This window comes from Herbiconiux dendrobii (assembly GCF_052048175.1).
Classification (GTDB): domain Bacteria; phylum Actinomycetota; class Actinomycetes; order Actinomycetales; family Microbacteriaceae; genus Herbiconiux.
Genome location: NZ_JBLZQV010000004.1, coordinates 222,714 through 241,437, shown reverse-complemented (window position 1 = coordinate 241,437; position 18,724 = coordinate 222,714). Strand labels below are relative to the sequence as shown.

Genomic DNA, 18,724 nt, shown 5'->3' with positions numbered 1-18,724 from the left:
TCGGTGATGCTCATCCGGGCCCGCTAGGGTGTCTTCGGACTGTTCGCGCCGCGCACTCCGCGGCCCCCCGGAAGGATCACCGTGACCACGCACGTCGAAGAAACCCTCGTCCTCGTCAAGCCGGACGGCGTCGCCCGCAACCTGACCGGCGAGATCCTGCGCCGCATCGAAGCCAAGGGCTACCAGCTGGTCGACATCAAGCTGATCGAACCCGACCGCGAGCTGCTCGCGCAGCACTACGAGGAGCACCAGGGCAAGCCCTTCTACGAGCCCCTGGTGGAGTTCATGGAGTCCGGCCCGATCGTGGCCCTGCGCATCGCCGGCAACCGCGTGATCGAGGGCTTCCGCTCGCTCGCCGGCACCACCGACCCCACCACGGCCGCCCCCGGCACCATCCGCGGCGACCTCGCCCGCGACTGGGGCCTCGCCGTGCAGCAGAACCTCGTGCACGGCAGCGACTCGCCCGAGTCCGCCGCCCGCGAGCTCGCCCTCTGGTTCTAGCCCCGACAGTTCTGCTGAGCGACACGCCCACCGTCCTTCTTGACGTCACGGTGGGCGTTTCGTTCGGACATGTCTGACGCAAGCGCGGAGCAGTCTGCCCGTCGCGGTCCTGACTGCTAGGGTTGTCGCGTTTCCCTGATCGTGAAGGGAAATCCGTGCAGAACCGCCTTGTCGTCCTGATGCTGGTTGCCGCTCTGGCCCTCTCTGCCGCGGCTCCAGGCCCACGAGCCGCCTCAGCGGAGGGCCTCGTCACGGCCGAGCCAGTGAGCACGTACTTCGCCCCGGACGATCAGACGCTCGATGTCGAGCTCGCTGCGATCCAGGACGTGATCGATGCGCGTAGCGCAGACACCGGCACCTATGGGGACGCGGATAACCCCTACCAGATCCGTTACGCGGTGATGAGCGTCAGCGACCCCGCAATCGCCCAACGACTCGCGGACGCCCGAGACGCGGGTGTGCGAGTTCAGATCCTCGAGGACTACCGGCAGCTCGACCCCGCGTATCCCTGGCTCGACACGGACGAATACCTGTCCGGCCGAGGATTCTCGGTGGTGCCCGACCACACGCATCTCACGGCGGCGACGAAAGTCACCGCGAACGTGGTGGGTGTCACGTCCTCGGGGTTCATGCATTTGAAGGCTCGCCTGTTCGAGTTCCCCGGGCACCGCTCAGTGCTGACGGGAGGCCAGAACGCCAGCACGGAAGGGTGGAAGTTCAACGAAGACGACCTCCAGATGATTCGGGACGACGCCGTGTTCTCGCGGTACCGAGCCGAATACGATGCGGTTCTCAACAACACGAGGACTCCCAACGTCTGGGATCCGAGCGCTGCCGTCAACGTGCTCTTCTCGCCGACGGCCTCCGGAACGCGAGCCGGTGACACCATCCTCGGCTGGCTCAAGAGCGAGAACACCCTCATCGTGATCATGGTCTTCTCCCTTCGTGATTTCAGTGCTCGCGATTCGGCCGGCAAGACTACATCCCTGCTCCCCGTGCTCGCGGAGAGGGCTGCAGCCGGGGTTCCGGTATACGTCTTGACCGACGAACACCAGGCAGACGGGGAGCCCGGCGAGCCGGACGATCCGACGGAGGACCGCCTGCGTGCAGCCGGCGTCCATGTCTACGAAGTCGAGAACGATCGCGACACGTACGCGGCCATGCACACCAAAGCAGCTGTCCTCGGTACGGCATGCCCCCGAGTCATCACCGACACGGCCAACTGGTCGACGTCCGCATTAGGGTCCCCAACGGCAGCGGCCGCGAACACCGAGAGTGTTCTCTTCATCGATTCAGCCAAGTCCGGCAGCTGTGTAGCCGGGCAGCGCTACCTCGCACAGTGGCTGAAGATCCTGTCGCGGTTCGGCTACCAAAGCGTGCGTGACGACGGCGAAAGCGACTACCGCACAGTGTTGGCTCGACTTGTGGGCCTGCCGGGATGGCCGGGTGTTCCCGTCGGATTCACCGCACACGGGGTGATCACCGTGTGGGGTGAGGATGCGTGTGTGCTCGGTGATGAACAATCGCTGGGGGACTGGGGGAGGGCTCCGGGAGGGTCGGTACTCGTCACGGATGCCGGCCACTACCCGGATTGGACGTCGTCGGCGCCTGTGTCGATACCACTCGGAACCTGGTTCGACTGGAAGCTTGCGGTCAGTGCAGGTTCCGGGCCGCCCGTGCGCTGGGAGCACGGTGGAAACCGGTCCAGTTTCGCCCAGCCGCCGACCACCGATCCCGGAGCTGGTCTCACGCTCGACGCCACCTGGCGGTGAGGCTGCGCGCTAGAGCGTCTGGAGGATCGACGTGATCGCGTCGAGGCGCAGCTGCGCGAGCACGATCACGGTGAGGTAGCCCAGGATGGCGAGTAGCCAGATCCACGGGTAGACGAGCGCCGCGACGTCGCGGCTGGCCTGCCCGTTGCCGAAGTGGCCGTGCTTGAGGTTGAAGGCCGTCACGTAGAGGAACAGCGGGATCACCGCCAGCCACACGAGCATGCAATACGGGCAGAGCGTGCCCAGCACGAAGATCGACTGGCCGATCAGCCAGATCACGAACACCAGCGCCAGCGCCATGCCCAGGTTGAACAGCACCCAGAACCACTTCGCGAAGCGCGCACCGGCCAGGATCGCCACGCCGACGACGATCGGCGCCACGAAGGCCGCCACGCCGATGATCGGGTTCGGGAACCCGAAGACCGATCCCTGCGAGCTCGCCATGTTCGGCCCGCAGCTCACCAGCGGCGAGATGTTGCAGCTCGGCACATAGTCGGGATTGAGGAGAGTCTGAATCCTCTCCAGCGTCAGATCGAACGCCGAATACCAGCCCACGAGACCGGCCACGATGAGGAAGACGGCGAAGCCGATCGGACGTCGATAGGTCACGGTCTGCTCGCTCATGCTCGGATTATTGCATGGGGCTTTCGCGAGCATTCTGGGAATGCGTGCGATAATCGTGGGAGGTTTCCACGATCGACGTGGTGGCCGCGATGACTTACCGGGTCGCACCCGAAGCGGTGCACACCCGGATACGGAAGAGCGCGAACCGCGCTACGACAAGCAACACCAGTGCGGCGCCCCGCTGACGCAGGGTCCCACTCGTGAGAGAGTACCTGCCGGCGGGCGAGAGCCCCCGGCTGGCAAGGAGTGCACCAGAGATGGTGGAGAAAATTTCAGACAATGACCACGACAACAACGAAGGAACGGGGCGGCGCAAGGGCAGGCTGTTCGGCGGCCGTCGCGCGACGAGGAAAGCGGATGCCACGGCACCCGTGACCCCGCCGGTGACTCCTCCCGCCCCGCCCGTCGCTCCTGACGCGCCGGAGCCGGAGGCCGCGGAGAGCGCCCCGGCCGTGTCGACGGATGCGGTCGAGCAGACCGCCCCCGTGGCATCCGGAACCGACGCCGCATCCCGCACCGACACCGGATCCCGCACCGACGCCGTGATCACGCCGGGCGACCACGACGACGAGCCGGGCCTGGCGCCCTTCAGCGCCGCAGCCTCCGACTCGGCGCAGGCTCCGGGGTCGTCGGCCGAGAAGCCCGCCCGGGCCCTCAGCACCACGTCGCTGTTCTTCCAGGCACCCGATCTGCCCGATCTCCCGCCGCTGCCGCCTCGCTCCGAGCGCGACGGCCGCGACCCGCGTGACCGTGAGCCCCGCGACCGTGAGCCGCGCGATCCGCGTGACCGCGACGACCAGGCTCCCGAGTCCGGCGTGCGCCGCCGCTCGCGCCGCCGCTCCGGCGAGGAGAACCGCGGGGGAGACAACGACCCGGCGAACACCGTCGTCAAGGTGCGCACCCCCCGCGAGCCCGAGCTGATCACCGAGCCGCAGCGCATCAAGGGCTCCACGCGCCTCGAGGCCAAGAAGCAGCGCCGTCGTGACGGCCGTGACGCCGGCCGCCGCCGCCCCGTGGTCACCGAGGCCGAGTTCCTCGCCCGCCGCGAGGCCGTCGACCGCGTGATGGTGGTGCGTGCCAAGAACGACAAGATCCAGATCGGCGTGCTCGAAGACGGCGTGCTGGTCGAGCACTACGTGGCCAAGGCCCAGGATGCCTCCCTGATCGGGAACGTCTACCTCGGCCGGGTGCAGAACGTGCTGCCGAGCATGGAGGCCGCCTTCGTCGACATCGGGCGCGGCCGCAACGCCGTGCTCTACTCCGGCGAGGTCGACTGGGACGCCGCCGCCGAGGCCAACGAGGGCAAGGGCTCGCAGCCCCGCCGCATCGAGCTCGCCCTGAAGTCGGGCGACACGGTGCTGGTGCAGGTCACCAAAGACCCGGTCGGCCACAAGGGTGCCCGCCTCACCAGCCAGGTCAGCCTGCCCGGCCGCTACCTCGTGTACGTGCCCAACGGCTCGATGAACGGCATCTCCCGCAAGCTCCCCGACACCGAGCGTGCCCGCCTCAAGCGCATCCTCAAGGAGGTGCTGCCCGAGAACGTGGGCGTGATCGTGCGCACGGCGTCCGAAGGCGCCACCGAAGAGCAGCTGACGCTCGACGTCAACCGCCTCACCGCGCAGTGGGCGCACATCAGCGAGCTCGTGAAGACCAAGCAGGGCCCGCACCTGCTGCACTCCGAGCCCGACCTGCTGATCAAGATCGTGCGCGACGTCTTCAACGAAGACTTCCACCGCCTGGTCATCGCAGGCGACGAGGCGCAGGCCACCATCGAGAACTACCTCGCGGCCGTGGCGCCCGACCTGCTCGACCGCGTCGAGAAGTACGAGGGCGAGCGCGACGCGTTCGACGAGTACCGCGTCTCGGAGCAGATCGAGAAGGCGCTCGACCGCAAGGTCTGGCTGCCCTCGGGCGGCTCGCTCGTGATCGACCGCACCGAGGCCATGACCGTGGTCGACGTCAACACCGGCAAGTTCGTCGGTTCCGGCGGCAACCTCGAGGAGACCGTCACCAAGAACAACCTCGAGGCGGCCGAGGAGATCGTGCGCCAGCTGCGGCTGCGCGACATCGGCGGCATCATCGTGGTCGACTTCATCGACATGGTGCTGGAGAGCAACCGCGACCTCGTGCTGCGTCGCATGATCGAATGCCTCTCGCGCGACCGCACCAAGCACCAGGTGGCCGAGGTCACCTCGCTCGGTCTCGTGCAGATGACCCGCAAGAAGCTCGGCCTCGGCCTGCTGGAGTCGTTCAGCGAGCCCTGCGAGCAGTGCGCCGGCCGCGGCATCATCGTGCACCACGACCCGGTCGTGAAGCACCGCTCCGGCGGGCAGCAGTCCTCCGGCGGCTCGAACGGCGGCGGCTCCAACGCCGGCAACGGCAACGGCAACCGTCGTGGCCGCGGCGGCTCGAACGGTGGCGGCGCGGCGTCGAACGGCAACGGGGGCGGATCGGGCCAGAACGGGTCGGGCCAGAACGGTTCGGGCCACAGCGGCTCGTCCACGACCGGCAACGGCGGCACGCACGCCATCACCGACGACGCCAAGAACGCCCTCGCGAAGATCGCGGCCTCGACGATCGCCGCGGCACACGGAGAACCGACGACCGCCACGGGCTCCGTGTCGCTCGCGGCCGTGGCCGACGCGGTCGAGGCGGCGGCCGACGCCATCCATTCGGCTCAGGATGCCTCGCAAGCGCCGGCGCAGGCGCAAGCGCAGGCCCCGGATGCGGCGGCCTCGACTGCGGAGGCCCCCGAGCCGTCCGCCCCGGAGGCGTCGGCAGCCGAGTCGACCTCGCGCAGCTCGCGTCGCCGCAAGTCGCGGCACAGCCGGGCCGAGACCGAGGAATCCGGATCGGGTTCCGCCGCCGCATCCGCCGACCCCGCTCCGGCCGAGGTGGGGGCTGAGGACTCCGCTCCGGCCGGGTCGGCACAAGCCGAGTCGGCGCCCGTCGAGCAGGCTCCTGAGGCCGTTGCGGCCGCTCCGGAGCCCGAGGTCGAGGCGCCCGTGGCGATCCTCGACATCCCGGTCACGAAAGCCGCCCGTGCCCCGCGGGTGAGCCCCCAGGATGCGACGCAGCTGCTGGACTCGGTGCTGGATGCCCTCCCCGAGCCCAAGCAGCCCGGCCAGGGCCGCACCCGCAGCCGTCGTGTCTCGACGGCCGCCGTCTCGGCACCCATCGAGTCCGACACCCCCGCATCCTGACCCACCCCCTCGTCGACCCGTCATTTCGTACCGTTATTCACCTCGAATACCGGGACGAACTGACGGGTCGACGTCGTAGACGAGCAGTCAGTGGGCGGGGCGGTCCTTGCCGCGCACGCGGAGGCCGCTGTCGCGCAGGCGCGTGACGAGTTCGCGGTAGGTGACCGGCAGGGCACCGGCGGCGATGAGTGCCGCGTGCTTGTCGACCGGCACGTCGTAGTGGTCGAGGTCGAAGCTGCGCGGCGGGAGGCCGAATCGCCGGGCGAAGGCGTGCAGCTCTTCCAGCGAGTCGTCGCTCACCAGGTGGCCCCAGATGGTACCGTGGGCGGGCCACATCGGTTCATCGATCAGCACGGTCACGCTGCCGAGTATCCCACTCGCATCCGTTCCGCCGCCAATCCGACCGGTTTGACCAACGCGGTCCAGTCGAGTAGGCTTGACCGCTGGTGTGCGTTGAGACTTGTCATCATCTGGATGACCTGCTCGCGTGATCGCCAAGACTTCCAAGCGTTGCAGATTGCGCTTTTGAGGGCCCTAGAAGAGTTAGGTACGTAAATTGGTTTACGCAGTTGTGCGCGCCGGTGGTCGGCAGGAAAAGGTTGAGGTCGGCACCATCGTCACCCTCGACCGAATCAAGGCCGACAAAGACGGCAACATCGAGCTGGCGGCAGTGCTGCTCGTCGATGGCGAGAACATCACCTCCGACGCCTCGTCGCTGTCCAAGGTGAAGGTCACCGCCGAGGTCCTCGAAGACCTCCGCGGCCCGAAGATCGTCATCCAGAAGTTCAAGAACAAGACCGGGTACAAGAAGCGCCAGGGCCACCGCCAGGAGCTCACCCGTGTCAAGGTCACCGGAATCAAGTAAGGATCAGGGCAGATGGCACACAAAAAGGGCGCGAGTTCCACTCGCAACGGTCGTGACTCCAACGCACAGCGCCTCGGCGTGAAGCGCTTCGGTGGCCAGGTCGTCGGTGCGGGCGAGATCATCGTCCGCCAGCGCGGCACCCACTTCCACCCCGGCGTGAACGTCGGCCGTGGCGGAGACGACACGCTGTTCGCCCTCTCGGCCGGTGCGGTCGAGTTCGGCAACAAGGGCGGCCGCAAGGTCGTCAACATCGTCGCATCGGCCGTCGCCGAGTAGCGTCGAAGGTTTTCCGAGCAGGGGTGGGCATCGCGCCCGCCCCTGCTTTTCCTTTTCAGTCAGACCCTGTTAGTTCAGATCATTCAGAGAGCATGAGGGAACCGGAATGGTGACTTTCGTCGACCATGTCACCCTCCACCTGCGGGCGGGTCACGGCGGCAACGGCTGTGTGTCGGTCCGCCGCGAGAAGTTCAAGCCGCTGGCCGGCCCCGATGGCGGCAACGGCGGCCACGGCGGCGACATCGTGCTGGTGAGCGACCCGCAGACCACCACGCTGCTCGGCTTCCACCGTGCCCCGCACAAGTCCTCCGACAACGGCGGCCCCGGCATGGGCGACCACCGCGCCGGCGCGAACGGCGAAGAGCTCGAGCTGATGGTTCCCGTCGGCACCGTCGTCAAAGACGTCGAGGGCAACGAGCTGATCGACATGGACGAGCCGGGGATGCGCTTCGTCATCGCCGAAGGCGGTCAGGGCGGCCTCGGCAACGCGGCGCTGTCCACCACGAAGCGCAAGGCCCCCGGATTCGCGCTGCTCGGCACCGAGGGTTGGCAGGGCGACGTGCTGCTCGAGCTCAAGACGGTCGCCGATGTCGCCCTCGTGGGCTACCCCTCCGCCGGCAAGTCGAGCCTCGTCGCCGCGCTCTCGGCCGCAAAGCCGAAGATCGCCGACTACCCCTTCACCACGCTGCATCCGAATCTCGGCGTCGTGCAGGCGGGCGAGATCCGGTACACCGTCGCCGACGTGCCCGGCCTGATCGAGGGCGCCAGCGAGGGTAAGGGCCTCGGCCTGGAGTTCCTGCGCCACGTCGAGCGCTGCAGCGCGCTGCTGCACGTGCTCGACTGCGGAACCCTGGAGCCCGGCCGCGACCCGATCAGCGACCTCGACATCATCCTGGGCGAGCTCGGCGCGTACCCCGTGCCCGAGGGTCAGCTGCCCCTGCTCGAGCGCCCGCAGCTGATCGCGCTCAACAAGATCGACATCCCGGAGGCCCGCGAGCTCGCCGAGTTCGTGAAGCCCGAGCTCGAGGCGCGCGGCTACCGCGTGTTCGAGATCTCCACGGCCACCCACGAGGGGCTGCGTCAGCTCTCCTTCGCGCTGGCCGAGCAGGTCGAGACCGCCCGCAAGGCCGCGGCGGCCGAGGTCAAGCCCGCGAAGATCGTGATCCGTCCGCGCGCGATCGACGACGCCGGCTTCGTGATCAAGGTCGAGGGCGGCAGCCACGGCAACATCTACCGCATCATCGGCGCCAAACCCGAGCGCTGGGTGCAGCAGACCGACTTCACCAACGACGAGGCCGTCGGCTTCCTCGCCGACCGGCTCGCCAAGCTCGGCGTCGAAGACCAGCTGTTCAAGTCGGGCGCCGTCTCCGGCTCCACCGTGGTCATCGGCCGGGGCAACTCGATCGTGTTCGACTGGGAGCCCACGCTCACCTCCACCGCCGAGCTGGTCACCGCTCCGCGCGGAACGGATGCCCGCCTCGACAGCCCGCGCCGGCGCACGAGCAACCAGCGACGCGAGGAGTACTACGACCTGATGGACGCCAAGTCCGAGGCGCGCGCCGAGCTGGTGCGCGAGAAGGAAGCGGGGCTCTGGGACACCGAGGACGAGTCGTGACCCTCGGGCACACCGAAGCTCCGCGGCTCCTCGCTCGCGAGCAGATCCCGGCCGCCCGGCGCGTGGTCGTCAAGGTCGGTTCCTCGTCGATCAGCGGCGAGAACGCCGGCCAGATCGAGCCGCTGGTGGATGCCCTGGCCGCGGCCCACGCGCGGGGCACGGAGATCATCCTGGTCTCCTCGGGGGCCATCGCCACCGGCATGCCCTTCCTGCAGCTCGATGCCCGGCCCAACGACCTCGCCACGCAGCAGGCCGCGGCGGCCGTCGGCCAGAACGTTCTGATCTTCCGCTACCAGAACAGCCTCGACCGCTACCGCATCGTGGCCGGCCAGGTGCTGCTCACGGCCAGCGACCTCGAGAACCCCACGCACCGCTCGAACGCGCAGCGCGCCATGGACCGCCTGCTGGGCCTGCGCATCCTGCCGATCGTCAACGAGAACGACACCGTGGCCACGCACGAGATCCGGTTCGGCGACAACGACCGGCTGGCGGCCCTCGTGTCGCAGCTCGTGGGGGCGGATGCCCTCATCCTGCTCTCCGACGTCGACGCGCTCTACACGCGGCCTCCCCAGGAGCCCGGCGCGGTGAAGATCAGCACCGTGCCGATGGGCGACGACCTGGCGGGCGTCACCTTCGGCGACATCGGCGCCGCCGGCGTCGGCACCGGGGGAGCGGCCACCAAGGTCTCGGCCGCCCGTCTCGCGGCCGCCTCCGGCACCGCGGTGCTCGTCACCTCCACCTCCCGCGTGGCCGAGGCCCTCGCCGGCGCCGACATCGGTACCTGGTTCGAGCCTGCTCCCGTCACGCGCACGCTCACCCCCACCGGATCGATCGCCCTCTCCCTCGACTGAGCCGGGCACCGCGACTGGTCCGCGCACAGAGCGTCCGTGCGCCGCCCGGCGGCGCGGTGGGCTCGCGTAGAATTCAGGCATGCCTGAGGTCGTAGAAGTCGCCGTGTCGTTCGACGAGAAGCTTGCCGCCGCGCGAGACGCCTCGCGGGTTCTCGCCATCATCACCACCGCGCAGAAGAACAGTGCGCTCGAGGCGATCGCCGCCGCGATCGAGAACGGTGCCGACGAGGTCGTGCCCGCCAACGACCTCGACCTCGCGAACGGCCGGGAGAACGGCCTCAGCCAGGGGCTGCAGGATCGCCTCCGGCTCGACGCGCCGCGGCTGAGCGCCCTCGCGGCTGCCGTGCGCGAGATCATCGGGCTCACCGATCCGGTGGGTGAGAGCGTGCGCGGCAGCAGGTTGCAGAACGGCGTGCGGATCGACCAGGTGCGCGTGCCCTTCGGCGTCGTCGGCGCCATCTACGAGGCCCGGCCCAATGTGACGGTCGACATCGCGGCGCTCGCCCTGAAGAGCGGCAACGCCGTCGTGTTGCGCGGCGGATCCGCGGCCGAGAACACCAACCGCGTGCTCGTGCGCCTCATCCAGGACGCCCTCACCGGGTCGGGACTGCCCGCCGCCTCCGTGCAGACCATCGACGAGTTCGGCCGCGACGGCGCCAAGCGCCTGATGCAGGCACGCGGTGCCGTCGACGTGCTCATCCCGCGGGGGAGCGCGCAGCTGATCGACACCGTCGTGACCGAGTCGAAGGTGCCCGTGATCGAGACCGGCGCCGGTGTGGTGCACGTCTTCCTCGACAAGACCGCGAACCTCGACTGGGCCGTCGACATCGTGCACAACGCCAAGGTGCAGCGGCCGAGCGTGTGCAACGCCCTCGAGACCCTGCTGGTGCACGAGAAGGCGGCGCCCCGGGTGCTCGGGCCGGTGCTCGCGAAGCTCGCCGCATCCGGAGTGCTGGTGCACGGCGACGAGGCCACCCGGGCGCTGTTCCCGGATGCCGTGGCCGCCACCGAAGACGACTGGGCGACCGAGTACATGGCCCTCGAGATCGCCGTCCGCGTGGTTCGCGACATCGACGAGGCGATGGAGCACATCCAGCGCTACTCCACGCACCACACGGAGTCGATCATCACGAACGACCTGGGCGCGGCCGAGCGCTTCCTGAACGAGGTGGACTCCGCCGTGGTGATGGTGAACGCCTCCACGCGCTTCACCGACGGCGGCGAGTTCGGCTTCGGCGCCGAGGTCGGCATCTCGACCCAGAAGCTGCACGCGCGCGGTCCGATGGGGCTGCCCGAACTCACCAGCACGAAGTGGCTGGTGCGGGGTTCGGGGCAATCGCGCAAGTAGCGGTATCGTAAGAGGGTTCGTTCGACGCGCTGTTCCCCCGGGCAGCGCTGATTCTCACGTGGGAGTTGCAATGTCAGTACTGGTGAGTGTTCTCGCTGTAGCCGTGGACCAGCCCATGGAACTGCCGTTCCCGCCCATCGTGTTCGGCCTGATCGCGGCCGTCATCTTCACCGCACTCGCCTTCGTCACCTGGAGCTACCGCAACGTGGCCAACCGCCACCCGCAGAAGTCGGCCAAGTACGCGGCCAGCCACGACGTGCACGGTCACGCCGACCGCACGGGCGCCGACCACTAGTCGGGGGCATGACGATCGACGCCGCGGGATCGGCGGAGACGCGCCGACGCCGCATCGGTGTGATGGGCGGCACCTTCGACCCGATCCACCACGGGCACCTCGTGGCCGCCAGCGAGGTGGCCACCTCTTTCGATCTCGACGAGGTCGTCTTCGTGCCCACCGGCCGGCCCTGGCACAAGCAGCCGGTCACCCCGGCCGAGCACCGCTACCTGATGACGGTCATCGCCACCGCGTCCAACCCGCGCTTCACCGTGAGCCGCGTGGACATCGATCGCGGCGGGGTCACCTACACGATCGACACCCTGCGTGACATCCAGGCCGCGCATCCGGATGCCGACCTCTTCTTCATCTCCGGCGCCGACGCCATCGCGCAGATCCTGAACTGGAAAGACGTCGACGCGCTGTGGGATCTCGCCCACTTCGTGGCGGTCTCCCGGCCGGGTCACACCTTCGCCATTTCGTCTTTGCCGCGCCAAGACGTAAGCTATTTGGAAGTTCCCGCGCTTGCGATATCGTCCACTGACTGTCGCGGCCGGGTAGGCCGGGGTTTTCCGGTGTGGTACTTGGTACCCGACGGTGTCGTTCAGTACATCACCAAGCACCATCTATATCGGAGTGTTGAATGAGTTCGTCCCACGAAGAGCAGCCGCTGACACGGCGCCAACTGCGTGAAATGGAACGGCAGAAGCCGCGCAAAGAGCGCGAAGCCGACGCCAAGGCGGCCGACGAGGCCGAAGCCGCTCGCAAGGCCGAGGCCGAGCGCGAGTCCGCCGCATCCGGAGCCGACTTCGTCGAGGGTGCCACCCCCGGCGCGTCGCGTCGTGCACTGCGCGAGCAGGGACCGGCCGTGGCCGCGGCCGACACCGATGCCGGCGCCACCACGGGCGCCTCGGGCTCACACGACGACGAGATCGTCGAAGACACCATCATCCCCGAGGTCGTCTCCGACGACGAGCCGGTCGACGACACCGAACCTGCCGGATCGCATCCGATCATCGACGTGGTGCCGGTCTCCCTGCCGGCGTCGTCCGAGCCGGCGGAGGCCGCCGACGACGACACCCTCGACCACGCCGAGATCCTCGCACCCACCGACGACACGTCGAGCACGGTCGTCGAGGAGATGGTCATCGACCTTCCCGCCGATGCCGTCGACCCCACTCACGAGGCCGCCGCGCACGCCGAGGCCGAAGAGCGCAAAGAGGCGACCCCGCCGCTGGCCCCGCTGTTCCAGAGCCCGAGCGAGCGCACCACCGTCACCAGCGAGAATCTCCCGTCGTCGTTCGACGACCTGATCTCGGTTCGCAACGCCGCTGCCGCCAACTCGATCTCCACCACCAGTGCCCTCGTGCTGCCCACCGTTCCGGGCTCCAACGACGTCGGCACGGCGCTGGATGAGACCGGCGAGGTCATCATCACCGGCTCGATCGACCTGCCGGCGAGCTTCGGGTCGCTCGGCGCACCCGCATCCGGTCTCGAGTCCGGCGACCTCGACACCCTGCTCGAGCGCTCCGAGGTCGAGCAGACCGGGTCCGACGTGGCACCGGTCAGCGCGAGCCGCGCGATCAGCACCAACACGTCCTCCACGTCGCTCATCACGCCGCCCAAGCGGGCGCGCGCCAACGCCCCCGTGGTGCTGGCCGTCACGGCGGCAGTGCTCGCGGTGGGCGTCGTCGGCCTCCTGCTGGCCGTCTTCGTCTTCCGCGTCTTCTAGTCGCGTCCGCCCTCCGCGCCGGCCGCATCCTCCCCACCACCGATCAGAGAGTCTTCGTGACTGCATCCACCGAATCGATCGACCTCGCTCAGCTCGCCGCCGAGGCGGCCGACGCCAAGCAGGCCGAGAACCTCGTCGCACTCGACGTGTCGGGCCCGCTGCCCCTCGCCGACGTGTTCCTGCTGGCTTCGGGCCGCAACGAGCGCAACGTCATCGCCATCGCCGAGGAGATCATCGATCGCCTCGGCGAGAACGGCACAAAGGTCATCCGCCGCGAAGGCATGGCCGAGGGTCGCTGGATCCTGCTCGACTTCGGCGGACTCGTAGTGCACGTCTTCCACGAGGAAGACCGCATGTACTACTCGCTGGAGCGCCTGTGGAAGGACTGCCCGGTCGTTCCGCTGTCGGTCACCGCGACGGAGGCGTGACGCTCGCGAGATGGTCACGAACACCCTCCCGGATGTAGTAACCTAGACAAGTTGTTTCCGAGAGATCGGAAAACAGCGAAGAACAGAATCAACTGAAAATGGGCCCGTGGCGCAGCTGGTAGCGCACCTGCATGGCATGCAGGGGGTCAGGGGTTCGAATCCCCTCGGGTCCACGAAAAAAGAGCCGCCCCCTTGGGGCGGCTCTTTTTTCGTCCCCTATTCGACGCGCCGCCCCTCGTGCGGCGCGTCGTCAGCCGAGCCAGGCGATGAGGTCGGCGTGCACGAGGGCGCCGCCGTCGAGGGTCGCCGCGAGCACCTGCCGGGCGGGGAGTGTGCCGGGATCGGTGAACATCGCCGTCCAGGCACGGTTGAGCGCCGTTCGGTCGCGGTAGTCGACCAGGTGGAAGGTGATCTTGACGATCGCATCCGTCGAGCTGTCCACGGCCGCCAGGAGTGCCCGGATGTGGCCGAAGACGTTCTCGATCTGCGCCTCCAGCCCCGCGGGCATGTCCCCGGTCACCGGATCGCGGCCGGTCAGCGCTCCGGAGGCCAGCAGGGGCCCGACACGACTCGCCGCAGGAATGGGATTGGCGTGGGCGAAACCGGGCAGCCACACGGCCTGGCGGTCCACGGACGACCCCGTCAGCCCGCGACAGCCGGCGAGTCGGCCTCGTCGTGCGCCAGCACCGCTTCGAGGGTGTTCATCTCGTGCCGGCGCGCCGCCGTCTCGATCAGATCGGCGTCGACGCCGCCATCGATCAGATCCAGCAGCGCGGCGTGCTCGCGCAGGGAACCGACCGCGCGGCCCGGCGCGTTCCAGTGCACCGCCCGGCGGATGACGTCCATCCGCGCCCACTCGCTCATCACGAGATCGAGCAGGCGGGCGTCGTCGCAGCGCGAGCACAGCACCTCGTGGAAGGTGCGGTTGAGGCGCCCGAACCGCACGGTGTCGAAGTTCGCCAGGGCGTCGCCCATCTGCCGGTTGAGGTCTTTCGCGTGCGCGAAGTCGTCGTCGGTCAGGTGCGGCGCCGACAGGGCGGTCGCCAGCCCCTCGATGCGGGACAGCAACCGGATGCTCCGGGCCCACGCGAAGGCATCGTACGTCTTCACGACGGCGCCCGCGTTCGGGATGATGTCGACCCACCCCTCGGCTTCGAGGCGGCGCAGGGACTCGCGCCACGGCACCGAGCTGATGCCGTGTTCACGCCCCAGCTGGTCGATCACCACGCGATCGCCGGGCTGGAGCGCCCCGTCCATGATCTTGGTGCGCAGGATGTCGTAGGCCTGCTCCGTCTTGGTCGTCATATCGTTCGAATCCTAACGCCGTCGTGCGCGCTTCTCGTCAGCCTCGCGGCGGTGCCGTGCGGGCCCCGGGCTCGTCGACGACGGTGTTCCGGAGCGCGCCGAGTCTCTCGATCTCGGCGTGGACCACGTCGCCGGGCTTCAGCCAGGTCTGCGTGGGCGCTCCGATGCCCGCGGGCGTGCCGGTGGCGAGGATGTCGCCGGGCTCGAGCGTGAAGACCTGCGAGAGGTAGGCGATCTGGTCGTAGATGTCGTAGATCATGTCGTCGGTGCGGCCGCGCTGGCGCACCTCGCCGTTGACCGACAGCGTCATCGCGAGGTCGAGCGGATCCGCGACCTCGTCATCGGTGGTCAGCCACGGCCCGATCGGACCATGGGTGTCGAACGACTTGCCCAGGGTGAACGTGGGGGAGCGCTTCTGCAGCCAGTCGCGCACCGAGACGTCGTTGGCCACCAGGTAGCCGGCGATGACCGAGCGGGCGTCCTCGCGTGGCACGTGCCGGGCCGGGCGGCCGATCACGACGGCCAGCTCGATCTCGTAGTCGAGCGCATCCGACACTCGGGGACGCTCGATGTCGGCGTACGGACCGACGATGCACGAGACCTGCTTGTTGAACCAGAACTGGCTGGTGGGGGTAGGGATGCCGGCGGCGGCGGCCTCCCGGGCGTGCTCGGCGTAGTTCATGCCGATGCCGAGGTACTTCTGCGGGTCGTCGATCGGTGCCAGCAGGTGCACCTGGTCGAGGGTGTACGACGTGCCGGATGCCGCCTCGATCGCCGGACGAAGGGCCGGCAGCTCGGGCAGGATCGCGCGCAGCGAGGTGCCGACACCGGCCACGCCGGAGATGTCGACCAGTCGCTCCCCGTCGACGCGGCCGAGGCGGGGCGAGTCGTGGCCGACGCGGTAACGGGCGATCTTCATCTCTGCTCCTCGGTGGGCGAGCCGGTCGGTGCGGTGGCGGGGGACTGCGAGGCCTTCTCGGAGGCGGTGGGCTCCCAGATGTGCTCGCCGCTCGGCGTCATCTGGAAGCTGAGGTACGTCCAGCCCCCCTGGCCGCGACGCAGCACCTGCGTCACCGGACCGGAGAGCTTCCGCTCGGTGCCGTCGGGAGAACCGAGCGTGTTGAAGATCATCCCCGTGACGACGGCGACGTCGCCGAAGCGGCGGATGGTCAGGTCGCCGCGGTCGATCGCGCGGTAGGCGCGGCGCACGGCGACGTGCTCGAGCAGCTGGGTCTTGTCGTGCATCAGGCCCGGGGCGTGGATGTGCACGATCGATTCGTCGAAGAGCTCGTCCAGGGTGGCGATGTCGCCGTCGATGAGCGCCCGGATGCGCCGTCGCTCGACGTCGAGGATCTCCGCGCGGGTGATCGCGTCGGCCGTGCCGGTCCCGCTCATCGGGCCGACTCCGTCTCCCAGGTGCGGAAGCCCGTCGCCTCGCCCGAGGCGTGCCCGGGGCGGGGGCTCCCGACCAGCGCGTGATACCTCGAGAAGATCTCGTCGGCCTCGGCGAGCGGCAGCACCTCCTCGATGTCGTCGAACGGAGCGCCGCCGGTGCGATCGGCGACGATGCGGCGGATGACCTCGTACCCCTCGCCGCGCATGTTGTCGACGATCCGGTTCACGGGCCCCCGGCGGATCCCGTCGTAGGCGGTGAATGCCGCGTGCGGGTCACCGGGGTGCGCGACGAGCTGCTCGACGACGACGCGCGCGTCGATCATGGCCTGCGTGATGCCGTTGCCGCCGCGGGGATACATGGCGTGGGCGGCGTCGCCCAGCAGGGCGACCCGTCCGTCGACCCAGGTGTCCAGCGCCTCGTGCCGGATGAGCGGGAACAGGTAGACCTCGCGTGCCTCGCGCATGAGCTGCTGCACGTCGAGGAACGGGATCTCCACGGTGTCGTAGAGCGGGATGACCTCGGTGATGTCGCCGACCTGGTTCCAGTCCTCGATGGTCTCCTCGCCGTGGGTCTCCACGACCCAGTTGATGAGGTCCTTGCCACTGCCCTCGAAGTTCTCCGCGATCGGATACACGATCATCGAGGACACGTGCGGATTGCCGATGTGCAGGATCGTGTGGCCACCGCGGAAGGGCTCCGCCAGGGTCGTGCCGCGCCACATCGTGATACCGGAGAACTCCGGGTCGGCCTGCTCGGGGTGCATCCGGCGGCGGACGGCCGACTTGATGCCGTCGGCGGCGATGACCGCCTCGTGCCGGGTCTGCGCCGTGGAACCGTCCCGGTACTCGATGTCGAGCGTGACCCCCGCGGCATCCTGCGTGTAGCCCGTGACCTTCGCGCCGAGCACGATGTGATCGGCGCCGATCCGTTCGATCACCGCCCGGTAGAAGAGCATCTGCAGAGTGCCCCGGTGCACGAACCGCTGCTCGTGCAGGTAACCCATGTGCACTCCGCACTTCTCGGCGTAGATCTCCTGACCGTGACCGGTGAAGAAGATCGAGTCCTCGGCGTCGACCGAGATGGCCCGGAACTCCTCGAGCAGGCCGAGGTCGTCGATCTCGGCCGTGCCCACCGTCTTGATGTCCACGCCCACACCCAGGGGCTTCAGTTCGGCCACCGATTCGTAGACGGTGGGGAGGATGCCCTGCTGGTGCAGACGGAGAGCGGTCAGCAGACCGGCCGGGCCGGCGCCGATGATGGCGATGTCACGCATGTGGTCCTCTTCCTTGAGGGGGATAAGTGTGCTCGATCGTACACGATCCAGCGGATTGAAAAGAGCCTTACCTGCGTTTATCGGCGCAAACGCGGCGAAGTAGGTCCTCTCGCTTCGAGTGCGATTGTCAGAATAGCTCTGGTCATGTACTGTTTCACACACGAAACTTCCGCATCGCGACGAAGCGAGCATTGGAGATTGCCCTTGACTGACACCTCGACGGCCGAAGTCGCCGCCGCCGACTCCGCCACCGGGCCGACGCCCCGTCCGACCCGCCGACGGCTCTCGCCCGGCTGGTTCGGAACGCGCTTCGCCGTCATCGGCGTGTGGATCCTGCTGATCGTCCTGTTCGGCGTGCTGCGCCCCGACACCTTCCTCACACCGGGTGCGTGGCGGTCGATCTTCGGCGGCCCGAACAACACGGCGCTGATCTTCCTGACGGCGGCCCTGCTGTGCACCATCATCGTCGGCGAGTTCGTCGACATGTCGGTGGCCAACAACTTCGGGTTCGCCGCGATCATCGTGACCGTCGTCAACACCGACCTGCACATCAACGGCTGGGTCGCCGCCCTCATCGCCGTCGCCGCCTCCACCGCGGTGGGGGCGGTCAACGGGTGGCTGGTCGTGAGGGTCGGGGTGAACACGATCGTCGTCACCCTCGGCATGGGGACGTTCATCTTCGGTCTCTCGCTCTGGTTCGCGAACCTGCAGCCGGTGAGCGGGCTGGCGAAGTACCTGTCCGTCATCTCCAGCTTCGAGATCGCGGGTCTGCCGATGGCCTTCTACCTCGGCGTCATCCTCATGCTCGGGTTCGCCTACGTGATGCGCTTCACCCCGCTGGGGCGCAACATGCGCTTCGTGGGCGAGAACCGCGAGGTGAGCCGCCTCGCGGGTGTCCCGGTGCAGCGCATCCGCTTCCTCGCGTTCACGGTCGCCGGACTCATCGCTGGCCTGGGTGGCGTCGTCGCCGCGGCCGGCATCGGCGGCTTCGACCCCAACGTTTCCAACGCCTACCTGCTGCCCATGTTCGCGGCCACCTTCCTCGGCACCGCGATCCTCGAGCCGGGCCGGTTCAATCCGCTCGGCACCCTGATCGCCGTCTTCTTCCTCGGCACCGGCGTGCTCGGCCTGCAGCTGCTGGGCGCCACGTCGTGGGTCACCAACGTCTTCTACGGCGGTGTGCTCGTCATCGCGGTGACGATCACCACCATCCTCCATCGCCGATCGCGCTGAGCGCCCGGCATCCCGCACCACCCGTCCC

General features: G+C 68.5%; 20 protein-coding genes and 1 tRNA gene. 14 read left to right on the top strand and 7 right to left on the bottom strand.

What is annotated here, in order from left to right:
- Positions 1 to 81: 81 nt before the first annotated feature.
- Positions 82 to 501, top strand: coding sequence for a nucleoside-diphosphate kinase (ndk, locus tag ACN4JJ_RS13990; RefSeq protein WP_440710498.1), 420 nt, complete (start codon positions 82 to 84; stop codon positions 499 to 501).
- 263 nt (positions 502 to 764) lie between these two features.
- The gene (locus ACN4JJ_RS13985) at positions 765 to 2,273 is read left to right on the top strand and encodes a phospholipase D-like domain-containing protein (RefSeq protein WP_440710497.1); all 1,509 of its coding nucleotides are present in this window, start codon (positions 765 to 767) and stop codon (positions 2,271 to 2,273) included.
- Positions 2,274 to 2,282: 9 nt separating this feature from the next.
- Here the strand turns inward: ACN4JJ_RS13985 and ACN4JJ_RS13980 are convergent, their stop codons facing one another.
- Entirely contained in the window at positions 2,283 to 2,897 is a 615-nt protein-coding gene (locus ACN4JJ_RS13980) for a vitamin K epoxide reductase family protein (RefSeq protein WP_440710496.1), read from the bottom strand.
- 257 nt (positions 2,898 to 3,154) lie between these two features.
- Between ACN4JJ_RS13980 and ACN4JJ_RS13975 the strand changes: the two genes are divergently transcribed.
- Entirely contained in the window at positions 3,155 to 6,100 is a 2,946-nt protein-coding gene (locus ACN4JJ_RS13975; protein ID WP_440710495.1) for an Rne/Rng family ribonuclease, read from the top strand.
- A gap of 87 nt (positions 6,101 to 6,187) precedes the next feature.
- Here ACN4JJ_RS13975 and ACN4JJ_RS13970 read toward each other — a convergent pair whose 3' ends face one another.
- Positions 6,188 to 6,460, bottom strand: coding sequence for a DUF4031 domain-containing protein (locus ACN4JJ_RS13970; RefSeq protein ID WP_440710494.1), 273 nt, complete (start codon positions 6,458 to 6,460; stop codon positions 6,188 to 6,190).
- 196 nt (positions 6,461 to 6,656) lie between these two features.
- Here ACN4JJ_RS13970 and rplU point away from each other — a divergent pair, with 196 nt between their 5' ends.
- From rplU to ACN4JJ_RS13920, 10 genes are all read left to right on the top strand, one after another.
- Positions 6,657 to 6,965 (top strand): 50S ribosomal protein L21, encoded by a 309-nt coding sequence (rplU, locus tag ACN4JJ_RS13965; protein WP_291057460.1) that lies wholly within the window; start codon positions 6,657 to 6,659, stop codon positions 6,963 to 6,965.
- Between the two features lie 12 nt (positions 6,966 to 6,977).
- A complete protein-coding gene (gene rpmA, locus ACN4JJ_RS13960; protein WP_440710493.1) occupies positions 6,978 to 7,241 on the top strand; it encodes a 50S ribosomal protein L27 in 264 nt (87 codons plus the stop codon).
- A 106-nt stretch (positions 7,242 to 7,347) separates the two neighbouring features.
- Positions 7,348 to 8,856: a GTPase ObgE gene (gene obgE / locus ACN4JJ_RS13955; protein ID WP_440710492.1), complete on the top strand. Its 1,509-nt coding sequence runs from the start codon at positions 7,348 to 7,350 to the stop codon at positions 8,854 to 8,856.
- Positions 8,853 to 9,707 carry a glutamate 5-kinase gene (gene proB, locus ACN4JJ_RS13950; RefSeq protein WP_440710491.1) on the top strand — a complete coding sequence of 285 codons (855 nt, stop codon included), beginning with the start codon at positions 8,853 to 8,855 and terminating at the stop codon, positions 9,705 to 9,707. Before obgE ends, proB begins: the two co-directional genes overlap by 4 nt.
- Before the next feature lie 79 nt (positions 9,708 to 9,786).
- Positions 9,787 to 11,055, top strand: a complete 1,269-nt coding sequence (locus ACN4JJ_RS13945) for a glutamate-5-semialdehyde dehydrogenase (protein ID WP_440710490.1) — start codon at positions 9,787 to 9,789, stop codon at positions 11,053 to 11,055.
- A gap of 70 nt (positions 11,056 to 11,125) precedes the next feature.
- A complete protein-coding gene (locus tag ACN4JJ_RS13940) occupies positions 11,126 to 11,350 on the top strand; it encodes a hypothetical protein (protein WP_440710489.1) in 225 nt (74 codons plus the stop codon).
- Positions 11,351 to 11,358: 8 nt separating this feature from the next.
- Positions 11,359 to 11,976: a nicotinate-nucleotide adenylyltransferase gene (gene nadD, locus ACN4JJ_RS13935; protein ID WP_440710488.1), complete on the top strand. Its 618-nt coding sequence runs from the start codon at positions 11,359 to 11,361 to the stop codon at positions 11,974 to 11,976.
- Between the two features lie 47 nt (positions 11,977 to 12,023).
- Positions 12,024 to 13,061, top strand: coding sequence for a hypothetical protein (locus tag ACN4JJ_RS13930; protein WP_440710487.1), 1,038 nt, complete (start codon positions 12,024 to 12,026; stop codon positions 13,059 to 13,061).
- Between the two features lie 56 nt (positions 13,062 to 13,117).
- Positions 13,118 to 13,489, top strand: coding sequence for a ribosome silencing factor (gene rsfS, locus ACN4JJ_RS13925; protein WP_440710486.1), 372 nt, complete (start codon positions 13,118 to 13,120; stop codon positions 13,487 to 13,489).
- A gap of 100 nt (positions 13,490 to 13,589) precedes the next feature.
- A tRNA-Ala gene (locus ACN4JJ_RS13920) sits at positions 13,590 to 13,662 on the top strand.
- A gap of 77 nt (positions 13,663 to 13,739) precedes the next feature.
- Here the strand turns inward: ACN4JJ_RS13920 and ACN4JJ_RS13915 are convergent.
- Genes ACN4JJ_RS13915 through ACN4JJ_RS13895 form a run of 5 tightly spaced genes read right to left on the bottom strand, consistent with a single transcriptional unit; the run spans position 13,740 to position 17,463 of the window.
- Positions 13,740 to 14,120 carry a RidA family protein gene (locus tag ACN4JJ_RS13915; protein WP_440710485.1) on the bottom strand — a complete coding sequence of 127 codons (381 nt, stop codon included), beginning with the start codon at positions 14,118 to 14,120 and terminating at the stop codon, positions 13,740 to 13,742.
- A gap of 11 nt (positions 14,121 to 14,131) precedes the next feature.
- On the bottom strand, positions 14,132 to 14,794 hold the full coding sequence (locus ACN4JJ_RS13910) for a GntR family transcriptional regulator (protein ID WP_440710484.1): 663 nt from the start codon (positions 14,792 to 14,794) through the stop codon (positions 14,132 to 14,134).
- A gap of 37 nt (positions 14,795 to 14,831) precedes the next feature.
- The gene (locus tag ACN4JJ_RS13905) at positions 14,832 to 15,713 is read right to left on the bottom strand and encodes a fumarylacetoacetate hydrolase family protein (protein ID WP_440710483.1); all 882 of its coding nucleotides are present in this window, start codon (positions 15,711 to 15,713) and stop codon (positions 14,832 to 14,834) included.
- A complete protein-coding gene (locus ACN4JJ_RS13900) occupies positions 15,710 to 16,189 on the bottom strand; it encodes a nuclear transport factor 2 family protein (RefSeq protein ID WP_440710482.1) in 480 nt (159 codons plus the stop codon). Before ACN4JJ_RS13900 ends, ACN4JJ_RS13905 begins: the two co-directional genes overlap by 4 nt.
- Complete coding sequence (locus ACN4JJ_RS13895) at positions 16,186 to 17,463, bottom strand: FAD-dependent monooxygenase (RefSeq protein WP_440710481.1); 1,278 nt, start codon at positions 17,461 to 17,463, stop codon at positions 16,186 to 16,188. The genes ACN4JJ_RS13900 and ACN4JJ_RS13895 overlap by 4 nt, the downstream gene beginning before the upstream one ends.
- A gap of 204 nt (positions 17,464 to 17,667) precedes the next feature.
- Here ACN4JJ_RS13895 and ACN4JJ_RS13890 point away from each other — a divergent pair, with 204 nt between their 5' ends.
- The gene (locus ACN4JJ_RS13890; RefSeq protein WP_440710480.1) at positions 17,668 to 18,696 is read left to right on the top strand and encodes an ABC transporter permease; all 1,029 of its coding nucleotides are present in this window, start codon (positions 17,668 to 17,670) and stop codon (positions 18,694 to 18,696) included.
- Positions 18,697 to 18,724 lie beyond the last annotated feature (28 nt).

Excerpts from the sequence above, each read along its gene's own strand:
- ACN4JJ_RS13930 (WP_440710487.1), top strand. The coding sequence starts at position 12,024 with ATGGAACGGCAGAAGCCGCGCAAAGAGCGCGAAGCCGACGCCAAGGCG.
- ACN4JJ_RS13910 (WP_440710484.1), bottom strand. The coding sequence starts at position 14,794 with ATGACGACCAAGACGGAGCAGGCCTACGACATCCTGCGCACCAAGATC.
- ACN4JJ_RS13975 (WP_440710495.1), top strand. The coding sequence starts at position 3,155 with ATGGTGGAGAAAATTTCAGACAATGACCACGACAACAACGAAGGAACG.
- ACN4JJ_RS13945 (WP_440710490.1), top strand. The coding sequence starts at position 9,787 with ATGCCTGAGGTCGTAGAAGTCGCCGTGTCGTTCGACGAGAAGCTTGCC.
- ACN4JJ_RS13900 (WP_440710482.1), bottom strand. The coding sequence starts at position 16,189 with ATGAGCGGGACCGGCACGGCCGACGCGATCACCCGCGCGGAGATCCTC.
- ACN4JJ_RS13895 (WP_440710481.1), bottom strand. The coding sequence starts at position 17,463 with ATGCGTGACATCGCCATCATCGGCGCCGGCCCGGCCGGTCTGCTGACC.
- nadD (WP_440710488.1), top strand. The coding sequence starts at position 11,359 with ATGACGATCGACGCCGCGGGATCGGCGGAGACGCGCCGACGCCGCATC.
- ACN4JJ_RS13980 (WP_440710496.1), bottom strand. The coding sequence starts at position 2,897 with ATGAGCGAGCAGACCGTGACCTATCGACGTCCGATCGGCTTCGCCGTC.
- rpmA (WP_440710493.1), top strand. The coding sequence starts at position 6,978 with ATGGCACACAAAAAGGGCGCGAGTTCCACTCGCAACGGTCGTGACTCC.
- ACN4JJ_RS13940 (WP_440710489.1), top strand. The coding sequence starts at position 11,126 with ATGTCAGTACTGGTGAGTGTTCTCGCTGTAGCCGTGGACCAGCCCATG.
- ACN4JJ_RS13905 (WP_440710483.1), bottom strand. The coding sequence starts at position 15,713 with ATGAAGATCGCCCGTTACCGCGTCGGCCACGACTCGCCCCGCCTCGGC.
- obgE (WP_440710492.1), top strand. The coding sequence starts at position 7,348 with ATGGTGACTTTCGTCGACCATGTCACCCTCCACCTGCGGGCGGGTCAC.